A 25,227-nucleotide genomic window follows, 5' to 3' on the forward strand; every position below is an offset into this window, starting at 1 on the left:
CCGTGAATCACGCTGCCGACTCCCACGACCTGATCCGCGTCCAGGGCGCCCGCGAGAACAACCTCAAGCACGTCGACGTCGAGATCCCCAAGCGCCGCCTCACCGTGTTCACCGGGGTCTCCGGGTCCGGGAAGAGCTCCCTGGTCTTCGGGACGATCGCCGCGGAGTCGCGGCGGCTGATCGACGAGACCTATTCGACGTTCGTCCAAGGGTTCATGCCCACCCTGCCGCGACCCGAGGTCGACGTGCTCGAGGGCCTGACCACGGCCATCCTCGTCGACCAGGAGCGGATGGGGGCCAACCCCCGGTCGACGCTCGGCACGGTGACCGACGCCCACGCCATGCTGCGGTCGCTGTTCTCCCGGATCGGCGCGCCCTCGATCGGCGGCCCCACGGCCTTCTCGTTCAACATCCCGACGACCACGGTCGGCGGCGCCTCGGTGACGGAGTCGGGCAAGAAGAACGTCATCAAGCAGCAGGTCTACCTCGGCGGCATGTGCCCGCAGTGCGAGGGCCGGGGGACCGTCTCCGACCTCGACCTGAGCCAGATCGTCGACGAGAGCAAGTCGCTGGTCGAGGGCGCGGTGCTGGTGCCCGGCTACACGGCCGACGGCTGGATGGTCGCGGCGTTCAAGGCGGTGCTGCCGCCGGAGAAGCCGGTCGCGAAGTACACGAAGGCGGAGCGGCAGGACTTCCTCTACGCCGAGCCGCGCAAGATCAAGGTCGACAAGATCAACATCACCTACGAGGGCCTGATCCCCAAGATCCGCAAGGCGATGTTCGCCAAGGACGTCGATTCGCTCCAGCCCCACATCCGGGCGTTCGTCGAGCGCGCCGCGGTCTTCGGCACCTGCAGCGCCTGCGACGGCACGCGGCTCAACGAGTCCGCGCGGTCGGTCACCATCAAGGGCCGCAACATCGGTGAGGCGGCGGCGCTGCAGGTCACCGATCTCGCCGAGTGGCTGCGCACCATCGACGACCCGGGAGTGGCGCCGCTCATCGGCAAGCTCCTCCACCTGCTCGACTCCTTCGTCGACATCGGCCTCGGCTATCTCTCGCTGGACCGGCCGTCCGGCACCCTGTCGGGCGGCGAGGCGCAGCGCACCAAGATGGTGCGCCACCTCGGCTCGGCGCTGACCGACGTCACCTACGTCTTCGACGAGCCGACCATCGGCCTCCACCCGCACGACATCGAGCGGATGAACAACCTGCTGCTGGAGCTGCGCGACAAGGGCAACACCGTGCTGGTCGTGGAGCACAAGCCGGAGACGATCGCGATCGCCGACCACGTGATCGACATGGGTCCGGCGGCCGGCAGCGCCGGCGGCGAGGTGGTCTTCCAGGGCACGGTCGAAGGCCTCCGGGCGTCCGGGACCCGCACCGGCGAGCACCTGTCCTACCGGGCGTCGCTCAAGGACGCCGTGCGGGAGCGCAGCGGTGTGCTCGAGATCCGCGGGGCGGACTCCCACAACCTGCGCGACGTCGACGTCGACATCCCGCTGGGCCTGCTCACGGTGGTCACCGGTGTCGCGGGCTCGGGCAAGAGCTCACTGATCCACGGCTCGGTGGTCGGGCGCGAGGGCGTCGTGGCGATCGACCAGGGCGCCATCAAGGGCTCGCGCCGGTCCAACCCGGCGACGTACACGGGCCTGCTGGAGCCGATCCGCAAGGCCTTCGCGAAGGCCAACGACGTCAAACCGGCCCTGTTCAGCGCCAACTCGGAGGGCGCGTGCCCGACCTGCAAGGGCTCGGGCGTCATCGTCACCGAGCTCGGGTTCATGGACACGGTGTCCACGCCGTGCGAGGACTGCGGGGGCAAGCGCTTCCAGGCCGCGGTGCTCGACTACCGACTCGGCGGGCTCAACATCGCCGAGGTGCTCGACCTCCCGGTGGAGAGGGCGCTCGAGCTGTTCTCGGCCCCCGACACCAAGGTGCCCGCGGCGGCCGACATCCTGAGCCGGCTCGCGGACGTCGGGCTCGGCTACCTGACCCTCGGTCAGCCCCTCAACACCCTCTCCGGCGGCGAGCGGCAGCGGGTCAAGCTCGCCCTGCACCTGAAGGAGAAGGGCGGCGTCTACGTCCTCGACGAGCCGACGACGGGCCTGCACCTGGCTGACGTCGACAATCTGCTGCGCCTGCTGGACAAGCTCGTCGACTCCGGCAAGTCGGTCATCGTCATCGAGCACCACCAGGCCGTGATGGCGCATGCCGACTGGATCATCGACCTCGGGCCGGGCGCCGGCCACGACGGTGGCACGGTGGTCTTCGAGGGCACGCCGGCGGACCTGGTTGCTCAGCGGGCGACGCTCACGGGGGAGCACCTGGCGGACTACGTCGGCGGCTGAGCGGTCGCGCTGGTGCTGGCGCCGCGCGTATTGGCGACGCCGATCCCCGCCAGGGCGACCGTGAGGCCGAGCCACTGCAGCGGCGTCAGCGACTCGTGGGCGACCATCGCACCGAGGAGCACGCCGGTCACGGGGTTGAGCAACCCGATCACCCCCACCTGGCCCGCCCGCAGGTGCGCCAGACCGGTGAACCAGCAGACGAAGGCGAGGGCCGTGCCGAGGACGCTGACGAAGGCGACTCCGGCGACCACCTCGGGCGTCGGCTCGGGCGGAGCCCCTTCGACGGCCACCGCCACCAGTCCGAGGAGGAGGCCGCCGACGGCCATCTGCCAGGCGGTGGTCGCCAGGATGGGCGTGCCGTCGGACCACTTCTTCGCGAGCACGGAGCCGATGCCGTTGAGGGTCAGCGCACCCAGTGAGGCGAGCAGTCCCCGGACGCTGAGCGAGCCGCTGGACGCGCCGATGAGCAGGAGCACCCCGACGATGCCGCTCACGCCGCCGATGACGACACGGGGTGTGATGCGCTCGCCGATCAGGAGCCAGCCGGCGCCCGCCAGCGCCACCGGACTCAACGCCATCACCGACGCGGCGATCGACGACGGCAGGGCCTGGGCAGCCAGGTAGATCAGCAGGAAGAACGCACCGACGTTCAGCACGCCGAGCACGGCCGAGCGCCACCACCAACCGCCGCGGGGCAGTGCACGGGCCAGCAGGAGCAGGAGAGCGGCCGCGGGGAGCGCGCGCAACGCCGAGCCCCACAGGGGGAGCTCGGGCGGCAGCAGCTGCCGGATGACCACGTAGTTCGCCCCCCACGCCAGCGGGGCCACGGCGGTCACGGCGATCCAGCGGGAGGTCATGACGACCCAAGGCCAACCGTGCGGGATTTATTCACCCACCACCGTGATGCGGGTCAGTCGACATGCGGTGGGTTGTCGGTGGTCGCCGGTAGACCAGTGTCATGAGCCGAGACATCCAGGTCACGTTCGACGCCCACGACCCCCGCGCCCTGTCGACCTTCTGGGCCGAGGCGCTCGACTACGTCATTCCCGGTCCGCCCGGGGTCCCGCTCGCTGCCGGCGACGACCCCTGGGCCGCGTGGGAGGCCTTCCTCGAGCAGCTCGGCGTGCCCGCCTCGCAGCGCAACAGCCGCTCGGCCATCGAGCACCCCGACGGCAGCGGGCCCCGCGTGTTCTTCCAGCAGGTGGCCGAGGACAAGGTCGCCAAGAACAGGGTGCACCTCGACGTCCGCGCGGCGCCCGGCCTGGCGGGGGAGGAGCGGATGGCGGCGCTCGAGGAGGAGTGTGCCCGTCTGGTCGCGCTCGGCGCCACGCGGCTCGCCCGTTTCGAGCCAACTCCGCCCATGAGTGCGGGCCACCTGGTGCTCGCCGACCCCGAGGGCAACGAGTTCTGCCTGGACTGATCGACCGTACGAGTCTGCGCAGGTCAGAGCGCTACTTCGCGACCCGGAGGCCCTTCCGTGCCACATCGGTGCCAGACCGGGCGCGCTGTGCCATCGCGGCCCGCAGCAGGTCGTCGCCCTCCGGCAGCGCGTGGCTGTAGATGTCGAGCAGGACGCGCTCGGTGTGCCCGAGAGCGCGTGCCACGGTCGCGGCTGGCACGCCTGCGTTCAGCAGCACCGAGCCTGCCCGGTGGCGCAGGGCGTGCGGCGTCGCGCCGGGCACCTCGGCCTTGATGGCTGCCTGCTCGAACTGCCAGCGCAGCCGGTGGTACCGCACCGGCAACCCGGTGGGCGTCGAGAACACCAGTCGCCCGAGGACGTGGTCGAGAGGCGGAAAGGCGAGCATGTGCGCCGACAGCACCTTCACGAGGTCACGGGGGACTGGCACGGCGCGATCGGACTGCGCCGACTTCACCGGCCCGGCCGTCTTGCCGTTGGGCGCCATCGAGCGGCGCACGTGGATGACCCCGGCCTCGCGGTCGATGTCGTCGACCGTCAGCGCCAGCGCCTCGCCGATGCGCAGCCCGGCGACCGCGAGCAGGGTCACGAGGGCGTGGTACCGCTCGGGCATCGCCTTGCGCAGGGCCTCGACCTGCTCGTCGGTCAGCACCTCCTGCCGGTACGCCTTCGTGCTGCGCCCGGCGGCCTTCACCGTGACGCCCTCGACGGGTGACCACGTGATGAGGCGGTCGTCGCGAGCGCTGGCCATGACGGCGGCGAGGAAGGTGCGCACGTACTTCAAGGTGCTCGGCGCCAGCACCTCGCCGCGCTCAGTCAGCCACTCGCGCACGTGGGTCGGCTTCACGTTCCCGAGCGTCATCCGGCCGAGCGTGCCTAGGCGCGGCGCCGCCGCAGCAACGACACGAGAGAGTGCACGGCGAACGCGACCGCCAGCACCACCACGACGAGGCTCACGACACGAATCCAAGTCGGCGCCTCGGCATCGCGTGCCGAGCCAAGGGCGAACCACAGCACGAACAGGTCGGCGAGCAGCAGGCCGATCGTGGCGTCTGACCTCAGTCGAATGGCTGGCACACGCTGACGATATCGGCTTTTGGCCTGTGCTCGGCGAGACGCTACGGGGGTCGCGCATCTAGCGTTGGACATGCGCCGCGAGGTCTGGTTCCCGAGCGGCGCAAGTGCGGAGTGCGAACACCGCGACGCTCTGACGATCCCCCGGTCCCGGTGCTAGCCGGGCCGGGGGTGACTCGGGCAAGACTGCAGCGAAGGCCGGGCGCCGACGCAGCGGAATCGAGGTTGGCCGGGCGCCTCCTCGCAGATCATCCCGACTGCGATGGAGCCCACCCATGCCCAACGACACCACCAACGCGCAAGAACTGACCCGCGAGCAGGTGCAGGCGATCCTCGTCCGCCCGCTCGAAGCCCGGTCCGTGTTCCTCGCCTCCGGCCCGCGCATCTTCGACGTGACGCACTCCGGCCGCGTCCGCATCCCCCGACTGACCGGCATGACCGCGCCCGGCTGGCACGGCGAGGGCGAGCAGATCACCGAGGCCGAAGCCTCGTTCGACGACGTCATCCTGCTCGACGGCGTGGCCTCGTTGAAGGTCATCACCCGGTACAGCAACGAGTTGGCCCGCTCGTCCGTCGTCGCGCTCGACAGCGCCCTGCGCGACAAGTTGGTGACCGACGTGCAGGCCGTGCTCGACACCGCGTTCTTCGCCGGTGACGGCGCCGTGAACCCCGCCAACGGCCTACGCGCTCCGGTCGGGCTCATCAACTACGCGGGCGTGCAGTCGCTGACCGGCATCGGTGCGATCAACCCTGACGACATCCTCGACGCCGTCGGCCTCCTCCTCGCCGCCAACGTCGACCCCGCCAAGGCCCGCATCTTCATGCGGTCCAACGTGTTCATCGCCGTGCGCAAGTTGAAGGACGGGCAGGGGCGCTACCTCTTGCAGCCCGACCCGACCGCGGACGGCGTCTACCGCATCCACGGCGTGCAGGTGGTCGTGACCAACCGGCTGCCGCAGGTCGCGGGCGCCTCGACGGTCGCCGTCGCCGACATGTCGCAGGTGGCTGTCGCGCGGGACATGGCGCCGAGCGTGACCGTGCTGCGCGAGCGCTACGCCGACACCGACGAGCAGGGCATCCGCGTTGTGGCCCGGTACGACGCTGCGCCGCTCAACCCTGACGCGGTCGTGCTCCTCGAAGGCGTCACGGCGGCCTGAGCATGGCCCTCGTCGAGGCCGAGGCGCTCGTCGAGTACCTCGGCAAGATCAACGCGCCGTCGAGCGCGGTCGCAGTGGCTGACGTGGCCGCTGCGACCGCCTCGACGTACACGCAGGCGTACTGCTCCCGGCTGCGTCCCGGCGAGCCCGCCCCGCCCGTCGTCGCGGCGGTCGCGCTGCACCTCGCCGCCCGCGTCGCGACCAACCCCAAGGCGACGCGCAGCGTCTCCACCGACGGGCAGAGCGCCGACCTGCCTGTGCTCGGCTTCACCTACTTGGAGAGCCTCCTGCTCAACCCGTACCGGAGGCGTACGGCCTGAGCCGGTCGACCGATGCCCGGTGCCGGTCGACCGGCTCGTTGGCGGAGGCAAGGGGAGCGACGTGCCACCCACGTGCCAGATCGGGACGGAATCAGACCGCTAAGCGGCTGTACACCCTGACCTGCGCGGCTAAGCCTGTGTACACACGTTTTCGCAGGTCAGACGCTAAGCGTGTGTACATCGGTCGTCTCTGTGACCTGCACAAACGAGGCCGGGCAACGAGTTCTGCCTGGACTGAGGGATCAGGTGCCGGTCCGCTCGACCCGGAGCTGCTTCTTGAGCCCGGTATGGGTGGCGTCGTACCCGAGGCGGGCATAGAAGCGGAGCGCGTCGGCGCGCTGGTCGTCCGTGGTGAGCTGGGCAAGGGTGGCACCACGGGCACGCCCGTGGTCGTGGGCCCAGTCGAGCATCAGTGCACCGAGGCCCCGGCCGCGCAGGCCAGCGGCGACGCGGACCCCCTCGATCTGCAGTCGGGTCGCGCCGCCGCGGCTCAGGCCCGCGACGATGCTGAGTTGCATCGTCGCGACCACGGAGCCGCCGGCATCGCGGACGACGGCCAAGAACTGAGCTGGGTCGCGCGCGACGCCGTCGAAGGCGGCCTCGTAGCGGGCGATGTCGCCGCTCTCGCGTGCCGCTCCGATCTCGTCGTCGGCGAGGAGCGCGACGACAGCGGGGACATCGCTGCGCCGGGCGCGCTCGATGCGGTAGGTGGTCCCGGCGACGGTGAGGGCCCGCGCGTCATCGGCACGGGCGGCATTCCGGAGGCCCGCGATGAGTCGGTCCAACCAGCGCCCCACGTTGCGGCGGGCCTCGGCGGTGTCCGGGTAGCGGCAGCGCAGGTGCAGCCCGGTGTCGTCGAGCACGAACCAGAGCATCACGCCGTCAGTGAGGATCGAAGCGCCCACATACTGCGCCTCGATCCCGGAGGCGTCGAGGCGAACCGGCAGGCGGCGCAGGTCGAGCCACGAGATCGCGAACATCCCCGGCGCCTCGGGCATCCCACCCCAGGGCACGAGCACCTCGGCGAGCGGCCACGAGCCGAGGTGCACCGCCTCCTTGACGGCGGCCGCGGCGCCGGCCGGCTCCGGGTCGTCACACTCGATCACGGAGTTCGTGATGAACCAGCCGACGGAGTCGTGCCAGGACGGCTCAAAGCGGCTGTGGACGGGGAAGACCGCACGGAGCGGCTCGTCTGCGAGAACCCGCGTGACCCTGGTCATCTCGGCAACGACGATCGAAAGCGTCGAGACTCCAGCTTGCGCGGCGCCGGCACCGAGGGCCGCAGCAGCGTCGACGTCGAGGACGTCGCGGACCTCCACCCGTTCCCGCTGAGGCCCGTCGCTCTCACCGAGGCCCATCGGGAAGCGAGGCATCACGTCGCCGGAGTCGCCGAGGATCTGCGCCCACCGGTCCCGGACGTCCTGGGGCGCCTGGGGGCGCTCGCGCAGCGCCGTCGTGTGAGCCGCGAACGGCGGGGGAGCGGGGTCCCCGGCGAACGGCTCCTGTCCGGAGCGGCGCGCCGCCATGGCTGCGAGGAGGTCCCGGGCGATCACGAGCATCGACCACATGTCGACATGGGCATGGTCGGCGGCGACGACGACCGTCGGCCCGTCGGCGGTCTCGAGGACGCACAGCCGGTGCGAGGGCGCGGCATAGGAGGTGCACGCCGTGTCGAGGACCTCACGCAGCGCCTCGTTGACCGCCTGTCCCGGGGCGATCGGGTGCTCTCGCCAACTGCCCTCGCCGATCCTCACCTCGTGCAGACGCGGGCCGGCGGAACCGGGGGAGAAGGCCGTGCGCAGCGTGCCGTGCCGGAGGACGACGGCGCGCCACGCCTCCTCGATGTCGGCCAGGCCGTGGGGGCCGGTCAGCCGGAAGGACAGCGCCATCCACGAGCCGGCCCGCGTGCCGGCACCCACGTGGCGGCCCTGATCGAAGGAGACGGGCAGCTCAGCGCCCGGCGCCGACACCTGGAGGTCGTAGCCCATCAGCCGGCCGAACGGGAGCCGCAGATGCGCCACGTTCGTCAGCCGCATGCGCCACACTGTAGGGCCAGGGCCACCGCCAGCAGCGCAGCCGGCACATCTGAAGACCCGCGCCGACCAGCGCAGAACTCGCAGGAGCCACCGGTGCCAACGTTCCCCGTGTCCGGTGCGGACCTCGACTGGGAGATCAGCGACGAGGGCGGCGAGCCGGTCGTGCAGCTGCACGGCCTCACCTCGAGCCGCTACCGCGACCGGGTGCTCGACCTCGACCTGGGCCGCGGCCTCAGCGGCACGCGGCTGCTGCGCTACGACGCGCGCGGGCACGGACGGTCCACCGGCAGGACCGTGCCGGAGGACTACCGCTGGGACAACCTCGCCGACGACCTGCTGCAGATCCTCGACCACGTTTTCCCGGGGGAGCAGGTGCACGGTGTCGGGCCCTCGATGGGCTGCGGAACCCTGCTGCACGCAATCACGCGGGCGCCCGACCGCTTCTCCGCACTCACCCTGGTCGTACCGCCGACTGCCTGGGCCACCCGGAGATCGAAGGCGGACGACTACCGGACCGCGGCCGACTTGGTCGAGGCCGGCGGAATGGATGCCTTCATCTCCGCGGGCGCCGCGACGCCGCCTCCGCCGGCGACCGTCGATGCGCCGCCCACCGTGCCCGACGTCGACGTGGCACTGCTGCCCACACTGTTCCGCGGCGCCGCGCTGACCGACCTGCCGGCTCCGGACCTGATCGCCCGCATCGCCGTACCGACGACGGTGCTGGCCTGGACCGACGACCCGTCGCATCCGTTGAGCACCGCCGAGACCATCAGCCGCCTGATCCGCGGCAGTGCGCTGGTCATCGCGCGCACGCCTACCGACCTGGCACGTTGGCCACACCTGCTGCACGAACAGGTCGTGTCGGTCCACCGGTGACGGGTCAGAACCCCTGTTGCAGCGCCGCTCGCACAGGACGGAACCGCAGGACGGACGCGCCGGAGCGGAAGTCATGGCGCGCCACGAGCTCCAGCTGGATGCGCTCCCGCAGGCCGGCGAGCAACGTGGGGCCGCGTCCAGCCAGGACCGGGTGCACCACGAACTCGTACTCGTCGATACTAGAGCGCCGATAAGTGACATTATGTCAGTTCACGCCGAACGGAACGCTTTCAGCGGCGACTTCTCATCCGGATCGGCCCCACTGCCCCGTCCAGATCCACCACGCGTCCCCCCTGCGTCACCTCGACGACGCCGCGCGCCACCAACGACCGGGCCGCAGCGCGCACCGGCTCCATCAGCGCCCGCCAGTCGTCGTCGGCCGCCGCGGCTCGCGCTGCGTCGGACGGGCAGATCGTGGCCCCCGGGCGCCGTTGCGCGAGGAGCTCGAGGATCGTGCGCTCGAGTTGCTCCTCGCCCCGACGTGGTGACATAACGTCTCAGCCCCTCCGTCCGACCCGCTCCGCAAAGGCGTCCAGGGCGTCGATCACGTCAGGCGCGAGCCAGATGCGGTTGCGGCGGCCCGTGCCGATGCGTCGTACGACGCCAGCGGACTCCAGCTGCTCGACGGCTCGCTGTGCCGCCGACAGCGCCACGCCGGTGACCTGCTCGACGTGACCGATGGTGATCGCCGGCTGGCTCAGCAGGTGTGGCAGCAGCCGGCGGGCTGCCGAGCCGCGCCGCGACGGCAGCCGCTCGCCCCAGGCGTCGTGCACGGCCTCGAGGTCGTCGACGAGGTGTCGCCCGTTGTCGATGGCGCGGAAGGACGCGTCGACGAACCGACGGACGATCGGCTCGACCACGCCTTGGCGATAGGCGGTGAGCGCGTCGAAGTAGTCGTCGGTGTCGGTGAGCAGGCCGGCCGAGACCGGGACGGTGAGGGGTTGGGTGACGCCGGCGTGGCGCAGCATCGCGTGCACCAGGGTGCGGCCGATGCGGCCGTTGCCGTCGTTGAACGGGTGGATCGTCTCGAACTGCGCGTGCGCGACGGCGACCTGGATCAGGACGGGCAGGTCCACCCGACCCACGAACGCGACCAAGTCCTCCATCGCCGCGGACACGCGCTCGTGGTGCGGCGGCACGAAGGATGCCCCGTGCGGACTGGGCGCAGAGCCGCCGATCCAGACCTGCTGCTCGCGCAACTCCCCCGGCGCCGCGTGATCGTGCCCGGCCAGCAGCTCACGGTGGGCGGCCAGCAGCGCCGTCACGCTGATCCGGTCGGCCTGGTCGATCGCCCGCTGCATGGCGGCGACATTGGCCGTGACCAGCTGGGCGTTCGGGTCGACCTGGGCGTCGATCGCCGCCAGTGCGAGGGCCCGGGCGCCGGCCGTGACGCCCTCGATCTGGGAGGACGACGCCGACTCGGTCCGCAGCAGCACGGCGGCCAGCGGCGCCACCGCTGCCGGCACTCCCCCTGCGTCCGACGAGTCGGCGCGGCGCCGCCCGATCGCCGTCACCTCGGCGTCGAAGCGCGCGATCTCGCGGACCGCGTCCTCGGCCTCGGCCTGGAGCGATGCGGCCACTGGGACGTCGAGGTCGGCGATCGCAGCCGGGACGGCTGCCCGGTAGGAACCGCGCGCCGCGAGCTGCTGGCGTCGCGACGCCGGACGCTCGACGGACTGCTTCCACTCGCGTTGCTCCCAGGCCACCGCAACGGTGGCCGAGGACTGCGCAGCATGGTCCATCCGGACACCTTACACTACTTTATCGATTAAAGTGGTGTAAGCGACGGGCCGCGCGGGCGGCGGCTAGTGCTCAGTGACGATGCCGCGCTCGACCCGCAGCTCACGGGTCGTCGCGACCGCCTCGAGCATGCGGCGGTCGTGGGTCACGAGCAGCAACGTTCCCGGATAGTCGGCGAGTGCGGTCTCCAACTGCTCGATCGCCGGCAGGTCCAGGTGATTGGTCGGCTCGTCGAGCACCAGCAGGTTCACTCCCCTGGCCTGCAACAGCGCCAGCGCGGCGCGGGTGCGCTCGCCCGGCGACAGGGTGGTCGCCGGGCGCAGGACGTGGTCGGCCTTCAGGCCGAACTTCGCCAGCAACGTGCGCACGGGCTCGGGCGCGCGGTCGGGGACCTGGCGCTGGAAGGCGTCGACCAGCGGCTCGTCGCCCTCGAAGAGCCGGCGCGCCTGGTCGACCTCGCCGACCACGACACCGGGCCCCAGGTGGCCGCTCCCCTGCTCGAGCGGCACCCGGCCGAGCAGGGCCGCGAGCAGCGTCGACTTGCCGGAGCCGTTGGGGCCGGTGATCGCGACCTTCTCCGCCCAGCCGATCTCGAGGTCGACGGGACCGAGCGTGAAGTCGCCGCGTCGTACGACGGCATCGCGCAACGCCGCCGTGACCGCGCCCGAGCGCGTGGCGGTGGCGCTCTCGAGGCGCAGGTCCCACTCCTTGCGTGGCTCCTCGACCTCCTCGAGCCGCTCGAGCGCACGCTCGGACTGCCGCACCTTGGCGGCCTGTTTCTCGCTGGACTCCGTGCGGAAGCGCCGGATCGACTTGTCCGGCTCGTTGTTGATGCTGCGCCGCGCGTTGCGGACGCCCTGGGCCGCCCAGTTGCGCTGCGTGGTGATCCGGCCCTGCAGCGTGGAGACGGTGTCGGCGTAGTCCTCATAGGCCTCGCGCGCGTGACGACGAGCCACTTCACGCTCGGTCAGCCAGGCGTCGTAGCCCCCGCCGTAGAGGTTGACGGAGCGCTGGTGCAGGTCGAGCTCGACGATCCGGTTGACCGTGCGGGCCAGGAACTCCCTGTCGTGGCTGACGATCACCGCCGCGACGTTGATCCCGGCCACGAAGCGCTCCAGGCGATCCAGACCGTCCAGGTCGAGGTCGTTGGTGGGCTCGTCGAGCAGGAACACGTCGTAGCGCGACAACAGCAGGCTCGCGAGCCCGGCGCGGGCGGCCTGCCCGCCGGACAGTGATGTCATCGGCTGCTCGAGCTCCACCGTCAGGCCGACGTCCGCGACCACGGCTTCGGCGCGCTCGTCGAGGTCCGGCGCGCCGAGCGCCAGCCACCGCTCCAACGCCTCCGCGTAGGCGTCGTCGGTCCCCGGCTCCCCCGCCTCCAGCCGCGCCGTCGCCTCGTCGAAGGCACACTGCGCCGCCGCCACGCCGGTACGACGGGCGAGGAAGCCGCGCAGCGTCTCTCCCTCGATCCGCTCGGTCTCCTGGGGCAGGTAGCCGACCGTCGCCGATGACGGCGCGAGCGTGATCGTGCCCGACTCCGCGCTGAGCTCGCCGGCAAGCGTGCGCAGCAGCGTCGACTTCCCCGCGCCGTTGGGGCCGACGAGACCGATGACGTCGCCCGGCGCGATCACCACGTCGAGGTCCGAGAAGAGCGCCGTCGCGCCGTGGCCGGCGGCGAGGCCGCTCACCTTGATCGTCGCGTTCACCCGCAGAGACTAGAGGCCCGCCACCCTCGGCAGCACCTCGTTAACGACCTCGGACGTCCACGCGGCGGGGTCCTCGGAAGCCGGCATGAAGGTCGCGAGAGTGACCCCGAGGTCGGCGTACTGCTCCATCTCGCGGGCGAAGCGGTCGGCCTCGCCGACCGGGTCGCCGAACCAGAGGATCGTCTTGCGGATGGCGTCGTAGTCGCGCCCGAGGTCGTCGCAGTGACGGCGCAGCACGTCGAGCTTGCCGGCCACGCCAGGTACGCCGTCGCCGGTGAACAGGTTGCAGGCGTCGGCGTACTGCGCGACCATCCGCAGCGTCTTGCGCTCGCCCTGGCCACCGATCATCAGCGGCACGCGGCCACGGACGGGCCGCGGCAGGCAGAGGGTCTCCGCGAGCTGGTAGTGCTCGCCGTCGAACGGACCGTCGTCGTCGCTCCACATCTGCTCGGCGATGCGGATCGTCTCCTCCAATCGCTCGAAGCGCTCGGCCAGTGGCGGGAACGGGACGCCGAGGCCGGCGTGCTCGCGGTCGTACCAGGCCGCACCGATCCCCAGCCACGCACGACCCCGCGACAGCACGTCGAGGGTGGAGACGACCTTGGCCAGGAGGCCGGGGTGGCGGTAGGTGACGCCGGTGACGAGGAGGCCGAGGTGCACCCGCTCGGTGCGGGCAGCGAGGTAGCCGAGGGTCGTGTAGCCCTCGAGCATCGGCTCGAAGGGGCCACCGAAGTCGACCATCTGGAAGTAGTGGTCCATGCCGGTGACCAGGGAGATGCCGCCCTCGTCGGCGATCCGCACGGTCTCGTCGAGCCGGTCCGTCAGCGTCGACTGCCAGTCGGGGTGGGTGAAGGTCGCGTAGTGGATGCCGAGGTCCATGTCGGCCAACCTACGCCCGAGGTGCGCGGACCGCCTGCGTACGATGCGCGCCATGCGATCGCGTCTGGCCCTGGCCGCTCCCCTGCTGCTCCTCCCCCTCCTCGCCGCCTGCGGCGACGAGGAGTCCGGCAGCGCCTCCGGACCCGACACGGCGTGCAACTACGTCTCCGGTGGCACCCCCGCGCGAGACGTCACCGCGCCGCCCAGCGAGCCCGAGGTCTCGGGCGAGGTGACCGCGGTGCTGCACACCTCGATCGGCGACCTCACCGCGATCCTCGACGCCGACAAGGCGCCCTGCACCGTCGCCTCCTTCGAGTCCCTCGCCGAGCAGGGCTACTACGACGACACGTCCTGCCACCGTCAGGGCAACGACCCCGGCTTCGAGTTCCTCCAGTGCGGCGACCCGGGCTTCGACCCGACCGCTGCGACACCCGACCCGGCGGTCGGCAGCGGCGGTCCCGGCTACACGATCCCCGACGAGATCGCCGGCGACGAGACCTACCCTGCCGGCACGCTGGCCATGGCCAACACCGGTCAGGACAACTCGGGCGGGGGTCAGTTCTTCATCGTCTTCGGCGACTCGTCGTTCCCGCCGAGCTACACCGTGTGGGGCCACCTCGACGAGGCCAGCCTCGCGACGCTGAAGGAGGCGACCGCGGCCGGCAACGACAGCTACTGGGCCTCGATCGGCAGCAGCGGCGGCCGCCCCAACAACCCGGTCACCTTCGAGAGCATCGAGATCAGCTGACCGGCAGGTCGAGGCCGGTCAGCTCGACCGACCGCTGCCACAGCGACCTCGCCAGCACCTCGTCGCGCGCCAGCAACGACATCCGGGCCTCGCTCGGCCAGCCCCACAGCTCGGTCCGGCCGTGCGGCCCGATGTAGGCGCCGCCCGCCACGTCCATCGTCGCCGCGTGCACCGTGCAGAGAGCGCCGCGCCAGGCCGGCATGCTCACCAGCCGCGAGCCGTAGTGCCCGATGAAGGCGTAGACGCGGTTCGTCGTACCACTGGTGATGTGGGTGGCCGAGGCGCCCGGATGCGCACCCACCGACCGCACGGACGATCCGGCAGCCCGGAGCCGGCGGTCGAGCTCGCCCATGAAGAGCAGGTCCGCGAGCTTCGACTGGGCATAGGCCGGGAAGGCTCCATAGGGCCGGCGCTCCCAACCGAGGTCGTCGAGGTCGATCCGGCCGGAGCGGTGCTCGCGCGAGCTCACCGTCACGACCCGGTCGCCCACCAGCGGCAGCAGGCCCATGGTCAGTGCGTAGGGCCCCAGGTAGTTGGTGGCGAAGTGCATCTCGATGCCCTCCGCCGAACGGCGCAGCGGGAGACCGAGGACCCCCGCATTGTTGACGAGTACGTCGACCGGTCGGCCCTCCGCGACCATCTCGCCGACGAAGGCGCGGACCGAGCCCAGGTCACTGACGTCGAGGCGGCGCACCGTGACCCGGCCCTTGTCGACACCCGGCACCGTGCGAGCCGCCGCCTCCGCCTTCTCCACGCTGCGGCACGCCATCACGATCTCCGCGCCGCGGGAGCCGAGGATCCGGGCGGTCTCGAGGCCGAGCCCGCTGTTGGCACCGGTGATCACGAAGCGCCGCCCGCTCTGGGCCGGCACCTGGGTCCATGGACGCATGACGCGAAAGGTATCGGTTCCCGAGCGACTCGGCAGTGTCCCTAGTGTGGGCGCATGGCGAACGACGCGACCAGTCATTCTCGCAGCCTGACGCGCACCGAGGCCGAGCACCGCGCGCAGGCGCTGCAGGTGACGTCCTACGACGTCGCGCTCGACCTCGCGATCGGCGACGAGACCTTCTCCTCACACAGCACCATCCGCTTCACGAGCCAGGCCACGTCCACGTTTCTCGACGTCAAGCCGCGGACGCTGCACCGGATCACCCTCGACGGGCTGCCGCTCGACCCGGCACTGCTGGACCGCGGCCGCGTGCCGCTCACCCTCGACGCCGGCGAGCACGAGCTCGTCGTCGAGGCGACGATGCCGTTCCGCAACGACGGCGAGGGTCTCCACCGCAGCGTCGACCCCGCCGACGGGCGCGCCTACGTCTACGGCATGTCCTTCATGGACGCCGCCCCGTCGATCTTCGCCTGCTTCGACCAACCCGACCTGAAGGCGCCGTACTCCTTCCGCGTGACGGCGCCCGCCGACTGGTTCGTGGCCGGCAACGCGCCCGCGCGCGAGGCGGGCGGCGACGGCCGCACCCGGCAGTGGGAGCTGGGCCCCACTCCCCCGTTGGCGACCTATTTCGTCACCCTCGTCGCCGGGCCCTATCACCACCTCGCGGCGGAGCACGACGGCATCCGCCTCGGACTCAGCTCGCGACAGAGCCTGGCCGCGAGCCTCGAGAGGGAGGCCGACGAGCTCTTCACCCTGACCCGCCAGTCCTTCGACGAGCTGCACCGGCTCTTCGGCGTGCGCTATGCCTTCGGCGACTACCACCAGGCCTTCGTCCCCGAGTTCAACGCCGGGGCGATGGAGAACCCCGGCTGCGTCACGATCCGCGACCCGCTGCTCTATGACAGCGGCACGGCCACCCGCGCCGACCGCAGCTTCCGCGCCGCACTCGTGGCACACGAGATGGCCCACCAGTGGTTCGGCAACCTGGTGACCCCCCGGTGGTGGGACGACCTGTGGCTCAACGAGTCCTTCGCCGAATACATGGGCTACCGGGTCGTCGCCGACGCCACGGAGTACGACGACGCGTGGCTGCACCAGTCCTACGCCCGCCGCACGTGGGGCCTGACCGCCGACTGTCGCCCCACGACGCACCCCGTCGCCGGCAACGCCGCCGAGGACGCCCTCTCGGCGCTGCAGAACTTCGACGGCATCTCCTACTCCCGCGGCTCCAACGTGCTGCGGCAGCTGGCCACCCGGCTCGGCGACGAGGCCTTCCTCGGCGGTGTGCGCGAGCACTTCGAGCTCCACCGCTTCGGCAACGCGACGATGCACGACCTCTTCGGCAGCTGGGAGCGGGCGGCGGGCGTGGCCGACCTGGACGACTTCGTGCGCGACTGGTTGCTGACGCCGGGGCCCGACACGCTGCGGGTCGAACGCGAGGCGGCCGCTGTCATCCGCACCTCCCCCGCGGCGCATCCAGCCCAGCGCAGGCACCTGCTCGACATCGCGGTGCACCGCGACGGCGGGTGGCAGGTCGAGCCGCTGGTGCTCGACGGCCCCACGACGCCGCTCGCCGCCGGCGACGCGCCGGTGCTGCTGGACGCCCGCGAGACGACGTGGGCCCTCACTCCGCCCGACGCGCTGACGATGGCGGCACTTCCCCGGCTCGTGCCCGCCATGACCGCCCCCCAGCTGCGGGCGACGACGTGGAACAGCGTGCGGCTGGCGTTGTTCGACAACGCGGTCGACGTCCGCGACGTCGCCGAGCTCCTCGTCGCGGCCCCGCCGGTCGAGGACACCGCCGACGGCGTGCGCAACCTGCTGCCGTGGGCGCTCGACACCGCACTCCCCCTCTGTCCCGGCGGCACCACCGGGCGGTTCCACGACGCGGTGCGCGCCGCGACCGACGCCGCGGTCAAGGGGTCCGAGCTGCAGCTGTCCGCCTTCCGCGCCACGATCCTGACCTCGGCCGACGCCGCCGAGCTCGAGCGTTGGGCCGCCGGCGCGAGCCTCCCCGACGGGGTCGCCGGCGACCTGGACCTGCGCTGGAAGGCCCGTCGCCGCCTCGCCGAGATCGGTGCCACCGACCGGTCAGCGCTGGACACAGCGCTCGCCGAGGAGCCCAGCGGCGCGGCGACCGTGCACCACGCCCGCGCCGTCGCCTCCCTGCCCACGGCCGAGGCCAAGGCGTTCGCCTGGCAACGCGCCACGGGCGAGGTGTCGGTGCCCAACTACGAGATCGAGGCGGCGGGCGTCGGCATGTGGCGTCCCGACCAGCGGGAGCTGACAGCGCCCTACGCCGCCGCCTACTTCGAGGAGCTCGACACGCTCATCGCCGCTCACCAGGGCTGGGTGCAGGGAGTCGTCCTCGGCGCGTTCTTCCCGATCAGCCACCTCGACGACGCCACGGCCGCCGCCGCCCGTCGCGCGCTCGAGCGCGACCTCCCGGGCGCCGTACGACGGCGGCTGACGGACCATCTGGACGAGCTCGAACGCCGCCGCGCGGTGCTGAACGGCGGCTGACGGCGCGCCCGGCGGAGTTCCGTCGGGACCCACTGTTTGACTGGACCCATGTTGATCCTCGCTGTGCTCCTCGTCGGTCTCCTCCTCGGAGCGGGACTGGGCTGGCTCGCGCGGCAGGTGACGCTCCCGGTCGTGGAGCCCGTCGCGCCGGCCGACCCGGCCGAGGCCCCCGAGGTGGTCGCAGCCCGGCACGAGCGCGACCTGGCGGCGCTGCAGCACCAGGTCGACCTGGCCAACTCGCGCGCGGAGGTGCTGGTCGCCCAGGTCCGCGAGCAGGAGGCAGCCGCCGTCTCGGGCGTGCGCAGCGACCTCGCGACCGCCGCGGCCCAGGTCGACGAGCTCCGCGCGGCGCTGGCCGACGCCCGGGCCCAGCACCAGGCGCTGCTGGAGTCGCAGCGCCGCGCCCAGGTCGAGCGCGAGCGGACCGAGGGCGGCCACTCCCAGGTGCTCAAGACGCTCTCCCCCGTCGTCGAGCACCTGCGCACCATGCAGGCGAAGGTCGACGACCTCGAGAAGGCCCGCGTCGCCCAGCACACCGAGCTCGCGGCACAGATCCGGCACACCCAGGTCTCGGTCGAGGAGTCCCGCAAGGCCGCGACCACCCTCGCATCGGTCCTCAAGGACAACGCCGTGCGCGGCGCATGGGGCGAGACCCAGCTGCGCACGCTCGTCGAGACCGCAGGACTGCTCAACCGGGTCGACTTCGAGCTGCAGCACACGATGGAGGCCGACTCGGGGGCGCGGCGCCCGGACATGGTCATCAACCTGCCCGGTGGCAAGCAGATGGCGATCGACGCGAAGGTGCCCTACAACGCGTTCATGGACGCCCAGCGCGAGGGCATCGAGCCCGAGTCGCGTCAGCGGCACCTCGAGGCCCACGCCCGCAAGGTGCGCGGTCATGTCGACGTCCTGGCGCGCAAGGGCTACTGGACCGGGCTCGCGGTGAGCCCCGAGTTCACGGTCGCCTTCATCCCCAACGAGCAGCTGCTCAACGCCGCGCTCGAGGTCGATCCCTCGCTGATGGAGCACGCCTTCGCGCAGGGCATCGTCCTCGCCACGCCCGCCAACCTGTGGGGACTGCTCAAGACGGTCGCCTTCACCTGGAAACAGGAGGCCCTGACCGAGGACGCCCAGCAGCTCTTCGAGCTCGGGCAGGTCCTCTACCGCCGGATCCTCAAGCTCGCCGAGCACGTCGACAAGCTCGGCCGGTCCATCCAGCGCAGCGTCAAGGACTACAACGCCTTTGCGGGATCGCTCGAGCGCTCCGTGCTCCCGGCCGCCCGCAAGCTCAACGCCGCTGCTCCGGCCAGCACGACCATCCCCGCCCCGACCGAGGTCGAGGAGGTCCCGCGCGCGCTGACCTCGAGCGAGTTCGCAGCCCTGGCCGACCTGGATCGTGAGGAGCTGACGTTCGACTTCGAGGCGGTCGACGCGGAGATCGTGGAAGACGACGCGCAGGCCGGCTGAAAGCTGGAAGCAGCACCCATCCGGTCGGCGGTTCGCTCCGAACGGAGTGTGACAGCTCACACTCTCGCTCCGGAGGAACCCATGCGCATCCGCAAGCCCACGCCCGCCTTCGCCGTGGCGGTCGGCGCCCTCGTCGTGTCTCTTGGCGGCACGTCCTACGCCGCCCTCGCCATCACCTCCGCCGACATCCAGGACGGGGCGGTGCGGTCCTCCGACATCCGCAACGACAGCATCCGCTCGCGTGACGTCGCCAACGACAACCTGCGCTCGATCGACATCAAGAACGGCACGCTGCGGCGCGTCGATCTGGCCGACGGTGTGCTTGCCGGACAGCGCGGCCAGCGCGGGGCGCGGGGACCGCAGGGCCCCGAAGGCCCGCAGGGTGCGCCAGGAGCGGATGGTACGGATGGCGCCGACGGCGCTCCGGCCCGCTGGGTCCTGATCAACGCCGCCGGGCAGATCGAGGCCCAGTCCGGTGGCTTCACCGTGGCCGCTGCCTACCCGACGCTGGCCAACACGGCCCAGTCGGGCGACAACTCGCTGCGGGCGGCCGGCAACGTCTACATCAACGCCGGTGAGGACCTCTCCGACAACGCGGTCATCGCGACGATCGTGCTGCAGAACCAGACCGACCAGAACGCCGACGGGATCACCAACGGCCGGGCCGCCGGTCCGGACGCCAACCCGGAGTTCTCGGGCGAGATCAGCGCCTCGGTCTGCGGGATCGCCGGCGTCGTGGCCTGCGCCCCGGCCGACACCAACAACGCGTCCCACTTCGTCGTCAGCCCGCGCAACAGCGACGGCAGCGTGACCCAGGACGGCGCCCGGAAGCGGTTCTACGTCGTCATCGCCGGGGGCTGACGCCGGCGGTCCGGCCTGACTGGTGGGCGGGCTGGACCGCCGGGACGGCGGCCGTGACGCTCAGGCGCCTGCGCCGGGGTGGTCGCGGCTGCCGTCCCACTCCGAGCCACTGAAGTCCACGGTCCGTCGGGTGTTGGCCAGCGACGTGACCGTGGCCGTGCCGAACACGCCCGACCGGTCGAACACCTCGGCCGTGCCGACGGCGACGCCGTCGGACGTGACGTGGTCGGTGACGCGCAGTCCGAGCGAGGTGTCCTCGGGCAGCCGCGACAGCGCGAGGCCGATGTCGGTGTTGATGAACTCGACCCCGCCGCGGCCCCAGTTGACGACCATGCTGGTCGCGTCGGCGATGGAGGCGACCGCCTGGAAGGGCGTGCACTCCTCGTCGGCGACGATCGGCATCGCGGTCTGCCAGGTCTGGTGACGGCCGCTGTTCTGGTGCTCGGTGAAGTTGTTGGACCAGGGCCGTTCACTGGCGAAGATGGGCACGTGGTGCTCACCCGCGGCGGGCAGCAGCTCCGGCGGCGGCGGTGTGGGCCGGTCGTCGGGGGACGTCCAGACCGTGGTCGCCGGGGCCTTGGTCGGCTGGAGGAAGGTCGCGCTCGCCCGGGCCATGATCTCGCCGTCCTGCTCGATGACGGCGTCGACGAGCACGAGCCTCGGCCCCTCCCGCACCACGGTGGCGCGCGCTGTCGTCCCGATCATCCGGGCCGGACGGAAGAGATCCACCTGGTAGCGGGCCGGGACGAGGTCGCCCCGACCGAGGTCGTGGACCGCCAGCTCCAGGGTGCGGGCGAGCAGTCCGCTGACGGCGACGCCGTGCATCTGGTCCTCGCGCCACAGGGCCTGGGCCAGCGGCAGGGGGAAAAACAGCTCGCCCTCGCGACGGAACCAACCCAACTGGAACGTGTTCTCGTTTTCGTCCACGGCACCATGATGCCCGGTCGTCACGGGCGAGCGGCCGGTGGCCCTCCGGGGATCGGCGCGCGGGGGTCATAGGGGACGCGGGTCCAGATGAAGGTGGCGCACTCGAGGTGGTTGACGGTGCCGTCCGGGTCGCGAACGACGCGCAGGGTCTCGCCCGCGAGATAGCCGGTGCGGCCGAGGAAGGTGCCGTCTGCTCGGGGCTCGAAGCTCATCACCCGTCCGAAGCCCGCGGGCGGTGCAGCGTGCAGCAGCTGGCCGTCCCACCGCAGCACGTTGGGCGCGTGGCCCCAGTGCCAGGTGCCGACGATCTCCCGGACAGCGTCGGGCACCGAGGTCGTGGGCGCCCACTCCCGTGGCAGCGCCGGCTCGGTGTCCAGCACGAGATGCACGAGCTCCTCGGCCACACCACCCAGACCGTAGGCGCCGTTGGTCAGCACGACGGCACCCACCCGTGCGTCGACATCGATGCAGACACCGCAGCAGAAGCCCGGCATCGATCCGCCATGACCGACGAGCTTGCGTCCACGGGACCGGCTGATCGACAGGCCCAGTCCCCAGGTCTGTCCGGTCCGGTCGTCGGGGTCGCCGACCTGCGGCGTGGCCATCGCCCGCAGCGAGGCGGCGGACAGCACCGAGCGGTCGGCGTCGACGAGAGCCGTGAGCCAGGTGCCGAGATCGGTCACGGTGCTCCACAGCTGGCCGGCCGGTGCCATCGCACCGGTGTCGGGCAGTGGCTCCGGCATCGCCTCGCCCGTCAGGGCATCGACGGCGAAACCCTCGGCCGCCGGCTCGACCCACTGGTACGACGTGCGGGTCATGCCCAGCGGAGTCAGCACCTCGGCCTGCAGCACCGACCACCAGCTCTCGCCCCAGACCCGCTCGACCACGGCGCCGAGCAGGCCGTAGCCGAGGTTGGAGTAGTGCAGCTGTGCGCCCGACGGCAGGACGGGCGTCGCGCCCTCGTGCGCCGCGGCGAGGGCTGCGAGGTCACCGCCCTCGGAGCGCTCCCACCACTCGCCGTGGGGCTCGGCCGTCATCCCGCTCGCGTGGCTGAGCAGCGACCGCAGCGTCGCGTCGCCGAAGGGCGCCTCCGGCCAGAAGCGCCGGACCGCGTCGTCGATGCCGAGCTCGCCCCGCTCCGCCGCGAGCACGACCAACGCGGCGGTCATCGTCTTGGTGACCGAGCCGATCTTGTACTGCGTGTCCGCGTCGGGCCGGGCGTCCGAGTCCCGCCGGACCGTGCGGCCGCGACCACCGGACCAGGCGAGGTCGCCGTCGCGGACGACACCGGCCGCCACCGACGGCAGCCGTCCGTCGGCCTGGGCCGAGGCGACCCGCCGCAGCACAGCGGCACCGGTCGGTTCGAACAGTGCCATTACTCGACGTACTCCTCGAGCGGCGGGCAGGCGCAGACCAGGTTGCGGTCGCCGAAGGCCTGGTCGATGCGAGCGACCGGCGGCCAGTACTTGTCGGGGCTGATCCCGCTCGGGAACACCGCCAGCTCACGCGAGTAGGGCCGGTCCCACTCGCCCACCAGCGCGCGGGACGTGTGCGGGGCGTTGGCGAGCGGCGAGGCGTCGACGGCCCACTCCCCTGCCGCCACGCGGTCGATCTCGTCCTTGATCGCGATCATCGCGTCGCAGAAGCGGTCCAGCTCGGTGAGGTCCTCGGACTCGGTCGGCTCGACCATCAGCGTGCCGGCGACGGGGAAGGACATCGTCGGCGCGTGGAAGCCGTAGTCGATCAGTCGCTTGGCCACGTCGTCCACACTGACGCCCGTCTCCTTGGAGATGTCGCGCAGGTCGAGGATGCACTCGTGCGCGACCAGTCCGGACTCGCCGCGGTAGAGGACGGGGAAGTGCTCCCCCAGACGTGCAGCGACGTAGTTGGCCGACAGCACCGCGACGGCGGTCGCCCGGGTGAGCCCCTCGGCGCCCATCATCCGGATGTAGGCCCACGAGATCGGCAGGATCCCGGCGGAGCCGAAGGGCGCTGCGCTGGTCGCGCCCGTGCCCTCGCGGCGGTCGGCGTCGGGGTGCAGCGGGTGCGTCGGGAGGTACGGCGCCAGGTGGGCGCGGACCGCGACCGGACCCACACCCGGCCCGCCGCCGCCGTGCGGGATGCAGAACGTCTTGTGCAGGTTGAGGTGGGAGACGTCGCCGCCGAACCGACCCGGCTGGGCATAGCCGAGCAGTGCGTTGAAGTTGGCGCCGTCGACGTAGACCTGGCCGCCGTGCTCGTGGACGATGTCGCACAGCTCGGTGATGGTCTCCTCGTAGACGCCGTGGGTCGAGGGGTAGGTCACCATGATCGCGGCGAGGGTGCCGGCGTGCTGCTCGCACTTGGCACGCAGGTCGTCGAGGTCGACCGTGCCGTCATCGTTCGACTTCACGACGACGACCTTCATGCCGACCATGACCGCGGACGCCGGGTTGGTGCCGTGAGCCGACGACGGGATCAGGCAGACATCACGCTGGTCCTGGCCGTTGGCCCGGTGGTAGTTGCGGATCGCGAGCATGCCGGCGAACTCGCCCTGGGCGCCGGCGTTGGGCTGGATGGAGACCCGGTCGTAGCCGGTGACCTCGGCCAGCCAGCTCTCCAGCTGCTCGATGAGCTCGCGGTAGCCGTCGGCGGACTCCGCTGCGACGAACGGGTGCAGGTGAGCGAAGCCGGCGAGCGAGATGGGCTCCATCTCGGTCGTGGCGTTGAGCTTCATCGTGCACGAGCCGAGCGGGATCATGCCGCGATCGAGCGCGTAGTCGCGGTGGGCCAGCCGCGTGATGTAGCGCAGCATCGACGTCTCGTTGTGGTGGGTGTTGAAGACCGGGTGGGTGAGGAAGTCCGTCGTCCGGCGCAGCGCTGGCGGGAGTCCGTCAGCTGGCTGCACGGCGACCGGCGTCACCCCGAACGCGGTGTGCAGCGCTCGCAGCGTCGGCGCGCCGGCGGTCTCGCCGAAGGAGATCCCGACGGTGTCCGCGTCGACCAGGCGCAGGTGCCCCTCCTCGGCCCGTGCTGCCGCCACGACCTCCGCGGCACGACCGGACACGCGCACCTGGAGGGTGTCGAAGAAGGTGTCGTTGACCAGCTCGAGGCCCGCGCCCCGCAGGGACGCGGCGGCGCGACCGGCCAGGTCGTGGATGTCGCCGGCGATCGCCCGGAGGCCGTCGGGGCCGTGATGGACGGCGTACATCCCGGCGGTCACCGCGAGCAGCACCTGCGCGGTGCAGATGTTGGACGTCGCCTTGTCGCGGCGGATGTGCTGCTCGCGGGTCTGCAGCGCGAGGCGGTAGGCCGGGCGTCCCTCCGCGTCGACGGACACGCCGACGAGCCGCCCCGGCAGCTGGCGCTCGAGCCCCTCGCGCACGGCCATGAAACCGGCGTGCGGGCCGCCGTAGAAGAGCGGGACACCGAAGCGTTGGGCCGAGCCCACCACCACGTCGGCGCCGAGAGCCCCCGGCGCCTCCAGGACCGTCAGCGCGAGCAGGTCGGCGGCGACGACGGCGAGACCCCCACGCTCGTGGACGGCGTCGATGACCGGCTTGATGTCGGCGATCCGCCCGGACGCGCCGGGGTACTGGATCAGCACGCCGGAGACGTCGCCGTCCGGCAGACCGGCCGCGAGGTCGGCGACGAGGATCTCGATGCCGATGCCCTCGGCGCGGGTGCGCACCACGTCGATGGTCTGGGGCAGCGCGTCGGCGTCGACGACGAACGGGCCGGACGCCAACCTATTGGCACGGAAGGCCAGCGCCACCGCCTCGGCCGCGGCCGTACCCTCGTCGAGCAGCGACGATCCCGCAGTGGCCAGACCGGCGAGGTCGGCGACCATCGTCTGGAAGTTGATCAGCGCCTCGAGCCGTCCCTGGGAGATCTCCGGCTGGTACGGCGTGTAGGCGGTGTACCAGCTCGGGTCCTCGCGGACATTGCGTCGGATCACCGCGGGGGTGACCGTGGCGTGGTAGCCCAGGCCGATCATCGGCTCACCCGGGACGTTGCGTCCCGCCATGGCCCGCATCTCGGCGGCGGCCCTCTCCTCGTCGACGGCGTCCGGCAGGTGGAGCGGGTCCGTGGAGCGGATGGACTTCGGCACCGCCGCGTCCATCAGCGCCTCGAGCGAGGGGTGGCCGAGACGGTCCAGCATCGTCGCGACCTGCTGGTCGTCGGGACCGATGTGACGGTTCACGAAGGGGGTGCTCATGGGCAGGCAGGTCCTCGGGGATCGAAAAGGAGATCGAGTCCCTCCCCCTCTGTCACCGCAGCGC

22 protein-coding genes are annotated in these 25,227 nt (G+C 71.7%); 9 read left to right on the plus strand and 13 right to left on the minus strand.

From position 1 onward, the window contains the following. Window positions 1-2: 2 nt before the first annotated feature. Complete coding sequence (locus E9934_RS15880; protein ID WP_136563878.1) at window positions 3-2,345, plus strand: ATP-binding cassette domain-containing protein; 2,343 nt, start codon at window positions 3-5, stop codon at window positions 2,343-2,345. Here E9934_RS15880 and E9934_RS15885 read toward each other — a convergent pair. After that, window positions 2,330-3,202, minus strand: a complete 873-nt coding sequence (locus tag E9934_RS15885; protein WP_136563879.1) for a DMT family transporter — start codon at window positions 3,200-3,202, stop codon at window positions 2,330-2,332. The two genes, E9934_RS15880 and E9934_RS15885, sit on opposite strands and share 16 nt — an antisense overlap. Before the next feature lie 101 nt (window positions 3,203-3,303). Here E9934_RS15885 and E9934_RS15890 point away from each other — a divergent pair, with 101 nt between their 5' ends. Further along, window positions 3,304-3,765, plus strand: a complete 462-nt coding sequence (locus tag E9934_RS15890; RefSeq protein WP_136563880.1) for a VOC family protein — start codon at window positions 3,304-3,306, stop codon at window positions 3,763-3,765. A gap of 31 nt (window positions 3,766-3,796) precedes the next feature. On the opposite strand, the gene E9934_RS15895 is transcribed toward E9934_RS15890, so the two are convergent. Together E9934_RS15895 and E9934_RS19705 are read right to left on the minus strand one after the other, a co-directional pair. Next, entirely contained in the window at window positions 3,797-4,624 is an 828-nt protein-coding gene (locus E9934_RS15895; RefSeq protein WP_158295029.1) for a tyrosine-type recombinase/integrase, read from the minus strand. 14 nt (window positions 4,625-4,638) lie between these two features. Further along, window positions 4,639-4,839 (minus strand): hypothetical protein, encoded by a 201-nt coding sequence (locus tag E9934_RS19705; RefSeq protein ID WP_158295030.1) that lies wholly within the window; start codon window positions 4,837-4,839, stop codon window positions 4,639-4,641. Window positions 4,840-5,111: 272 nt separating this feature from the next. On the opposite strand from E9934_RS19705, the gene E9934_RS15900 reads away from it, so the two are divergent. Together E9934_RS15900 and E9934_RS15905 are read left to right on the plus strand one after the other, a co-directional pair. Beyond that, complete coding sequence (locus tag E9934_RS15900) at window positions 5,112-5,993, plus strand: phage major capsid protein (RefSeq protein WP_136563882.1); 882 nt, start codon at window positions 5,112-5,114, stop codon at window positions 5,991-5,993. A 2-nt stretch (window positions 5,994-5,995) separates the two neighbouring features. Further along, window positions 5,996-6,313: a hypothetical protein gene (locus tag E9934_RS15905; RefSeq protein ID WP_136563883.1), complete on the plus strand. Its 318-nt coding sequence runs from the start codon at window positions 5,996-5,998 to the stop codon at window positions 6,311-6,313. A gap of 242 nt (window positions 6,314-6,555) precedes the next feature. On the opposite strand, the gene E9934_RS20345 is transcribed toward E9934_RS15905, so the two are convergent. After that, complete coding sequence (locus tag E9934_RS20345; RefSeq protein ID WP_136563884.1) at window positions 6,556-8,349, minus strand: GNAT family N-acetyltransferase; 1,794 nt, start codon at window positions 8,347-8,349, stop codon at window positions 6,556-6,558. Between the two features lie 93 nt (window positions 8,350-8,442). Here E9934_RS20345 and E9934_RS15915 point away from each other — a divergent pair, with 93 nt between their 5' ends. Continuing rightward, window positions 8,443-9,225: an alpha/beta fold hydrolase gene (locus tag E9934_RS15915; protein ID WP_136563885.1), complete on the plus strand. Its 783-nt coding sequence runs from the start codon at window positions 8,443-8,445 to the stop codon at window positions 9,223-9,225. Between the two features lie 4 nt (window positions 9,226-9,229). On the opposite strand, the gene E9934_RS15920 is transcribed toward E9934_RS15915, so the two are convergent. The 5 genes from E9934_RS15920 to E9934_RS15940 form a co-directional block, all read right to left on the minus strand. Beyond that, window positions 9,230-9,382, minus strand: a complete 153-nt coding sequence (locus E9934_RS15920; protein WP_202977352.1) for a hypothetical protein — start codon at window positions 9,380-9,382, stop codon at window positions 9,230-9,232. Between the two features lie 73 nt (window positions 9,383-9,455). Further along, window positions 9,456-9,716, minus strand: a complete 261-nt coding sequence (locus E9934_RS15925) for a DUF3253 domain-containing protein (RefSeq protein WP_136563886.1) — start codon at window positions 9,714-9,716, stop codon at window positions 9,456-9,458. Between the two features lie 6 nt (window positions 9,717-9,722). Then, window positions 9,723-10,967 (minus strand): Fic family protein, encoded by a 1,245-nt coding sequence (locus tag E9934_RS15930; RefSeq protein ID WP_136563887.1) that lies wholly within the window; start codon window positions 10,965-10,967, stop codon window positions 9,723-9,725. A gap of 63 nt (window positions 10,968-11,030) precedes the next feature. Further along, complete coding sequence (locus tag E9934_RS15935; protein WP_136563888.1) at window positions 11,031-12,671, minus strand: ABC-F family ATP-binding cassette domain-containing protein; 1,641 nt, start codon at window positions 12,669-12,671, stop codon at window positions 11,031-11,033. A gap of 9 nt (window positions 12,672-12,680) precedes the next feature. Continuing rightward, window positions 12,681-13,550, minus strand: coding sequence for an LLM class F420-dependent oxidoreductase (locus E9934_RS15940; protein WP_136563889.1), 870 nt, complete (start codon window positions 13,548-13,550; stop codon window positions 12,681-12,683). A gap of 52 nt (window positions 13,551-13,602) precedes the next feature. Between E9934_RS15940 and E9934_RS15945 the strand changes: the two genes are divergently transcribed. Next, window positions 13,603-14,298: a peptidylprolyl isomerase gene (locus E9934_RS15945; RefSeq protein WP_238695006.1), complete on the plus strand. Its 696-nt coding sequence runs from the start codon at window positions 13,603-13,605 to the stop codon at window positions 14,296-14,298. Here E9934_RS15945 and E9934_RS15950 read toward each other — a convergent pair. Continuing rightward, a complete protein-coding gene (locus E9934_RS15950; RefSeq protein WP_136563891.1) occupies window positions 14,291-15,187 on the minus strand; it encodes an SDR family NAD(P)-dependent oxidoreductase in 897 nt (298 codons plus the stop codon). The genes E9934_RS15945 and E9934_RS15950 overlap by 8 nt on opposite strands. A gap of 54 nt (window positions 15,188-15,241) precedes the next feature. On the opposite strand from E9934_RS15950, the gene pepN reads away from it, so the two are divergent. The 3 genes from pepN to E9934_RS15965 all read left to right on the plus strand — a co-directional run bounded on the left by pepN (window position 15,242) and on the right by E9934_RS15965 (window position 20,038). Then, on the plus strand, window positions 15,242-17,710 hold the full coding sequence (pepN, locus tag E9934_RS15955; RefSeq protein WP_136563892.1) for an aminopeptidase N: 2,469 nt from the start codon (window positions 15,242-15,244) through the stop codon (window positions 17,708-17,710). 48 nt (window positions 17,711-17,758) lie between these two features. Continuing rightward, complete coding sequence (locus E9934_RS15960; protein WP_202977353.1) at window positions 17,759-19,177, plus strand: DNA recombination protein RmuC; 1,419 nt, start codon at window positions 17,759-17,761, stop codon at window positions 19,175-19,177. Window positions 19,178-19,258: 81 nt separating this feature from the next. Further along, a complete protein-coding gene (locus E9934_RS15965; protein WP_136563893.1) occupies window positions 19,259-20,038 on the plus strand; it encodes a collagen-like protein in 780 nt (259 codons plus the stop codon). 60 nt (window positions 20,039-20,098) lie between these two features. On the opposite strand, the gene E9934_RS15970 is transcribed toward E9934_RS15965, so the two are convergent. From E9934_RS15970 to gcvP, 3 genes are read right to left on the minus strand one after another with little or no spacing between them, the layout of a single operon-like run. Next, entirely contained in the window at window positions 20,099-20,965 is an 867-nt protein-coding gene (locus E9934_RS15970) for an acyl-CoA thioesterase domain-containing protein (RefSeq protein WP_238695007.1), read from the minus strand. A gap of 20 nt (window positions 20,966-20,985) precedes the next feature. Continuing rightward, window positions 20,986-22,341, minus strand: a complete 1,356-nt coding sequence (locus E9934_RS15975) for a serine hydrolase domain-containing protein (protein WP_136563894.1) — start codon at window positions 22,339-22,341, stop codon at window positions 20,986-20,988. Beyond that, on the minus strand, window positions 22,341-25,163 hold the full coding sequence (gcvP, locus tag E9934_RS15980; protein WP_136563895.1) for an aminomethyl-transferring glycine dehydrogenase: 2,823 nt from the start codon (window positions 25,161-25,163) through the stop codon (window positions 22,341-22,343). Before gcvP ends, E9934_RS15975 begins: the two co-directional genes overlap by 1 nt. Window positions 25,164-25,227 lie beyond the last annotated feature (64 nt).

Source organism: Nocardioides caeni, assembly GCF_004912195.1.
GTDB classification, from domain to species: domain Bacteria; phylum Actinomycetota; class Actinomycetes; order Propionibacteriales; family Nocardioidaceae; genus Nocardioides; species Nocardioides caeni.

Excerpts from the sequence above, each read along its gene's own strand:
- E9934_RS15900 (WP_136563882.1), top strand. The coding sequence starts at position 5,112 with ATGCCCAACGACACCACCAACGCGCAAGAACTGACCCGCGAGCAGGTG.
- E9934_RS15885 (WP_136563879.1), bottom strand. The coding sequence starts at position 3,202 with ATGACCTCCCGCTGGATCGCCGTGACCGCCGTGGCCCCGCTGGCGTGG.
- E9934_RS15965 (WP_136563893.1), top strand. The coding sequence starts at position 19,259 with ATGCGCATCCGCAAGCCCACGCCCGCCTTCGCCGTGGCGGTCGGCGCC.
- E9934_RS15940 (WP_136563889.1), bottom strand. The coding sequence starts at position 13,550 with ATGGACCTCGGCATCCACTACGCGACCTTCACCCACCCCGACTGGCAG.
- E9934_RS15945 (WP_238695006.1), top strand. The coding sequence starts at position 13,603 with ATGCGATCGCGTCTGGCCCTGGCCGCTCCCCTGCTGCTCCTCCCCCTC.
- E9934_RS15895 (WP_158295029.1), bottom strand. The coding sequence starts at position 4,624 with ATGACGCTCGGGAACGTGAAGCCGACCCACGTGCGCGAGTGGCTGACT.
- E9934_RS20345 (WP_136563884.1), bottom strand. The coding sequence starts at position 8,349 with ATGCGGCTGACGAACGTGGCGCATCTGCGGCTCCCGTTCGGCCGGCTG.
- gcvP (WP_136563895.1), bottom strand. The coding sequence starts at position 25,163 with ATGAGCACCCCCTTCGTGAACCGTCACATCGGTCCCGACGACCAGCAG.
- E9934_RS15930 (WP_136563887.1), bottom strand. The coding sequence starts at position 10,967 with ATGGACCATGCTGCGCAGTCCTCGGCCACCGTTGCGGTGGCCTGGGAG.
- E9934_RS15905 (WP_136563883.1), top strand. The coding sequence starts at position 5,996 with ATGGCCCTCGTCGAGGCCGAGGCGCTCGTCGAGTACCTCGGCAAGATC.
- E9934_RS15950 (WP_136563891.1), bottom strand. The coding sequence starts at position 15,187 with ATGCGTCCATGGACCCAGGTGCCGGCCCAGAGCGGGCGGCGCTTCGTG.
- E9934_RS15890 (WP_136563880.1), top strand. The coding sequence starts at position 3,304 with ATGAGCCGAGACATCCAGGTCACGTTCGACGCCCACGACCCCCGCGCC.
- pepN (WP_136563892.1), top strand. The coding sequence starts at position 15,242 with ATGGCGAACGACGCGACCAGTCATTCTCGCAGCCTGACGCGCACCGAG.
- E9934_RS15925 (WP_136563886.1), bottom strand. The coding sequence starts at position 9,716 with ATGTCACCACGTCGGGGCGAGGAGCAACTCGAGCGCACGATCCTCGAG.
- E9934_RS15975 (WP_136563894.1), bottom strand. The coding sequence starts at position 22,341 with ATGGCACTGTTCGAACCGACCGGTGCCGCTGTGCTGCGGCGGGTCGCC.
- E9934_RS15960 (WP_202977353.1), top strand. The coding sequence starts at position 17,759 with ATGTTGATCCTCGCTGTGCTCCTCGTCGGTCTCCTCCTCGGAGCGGGA.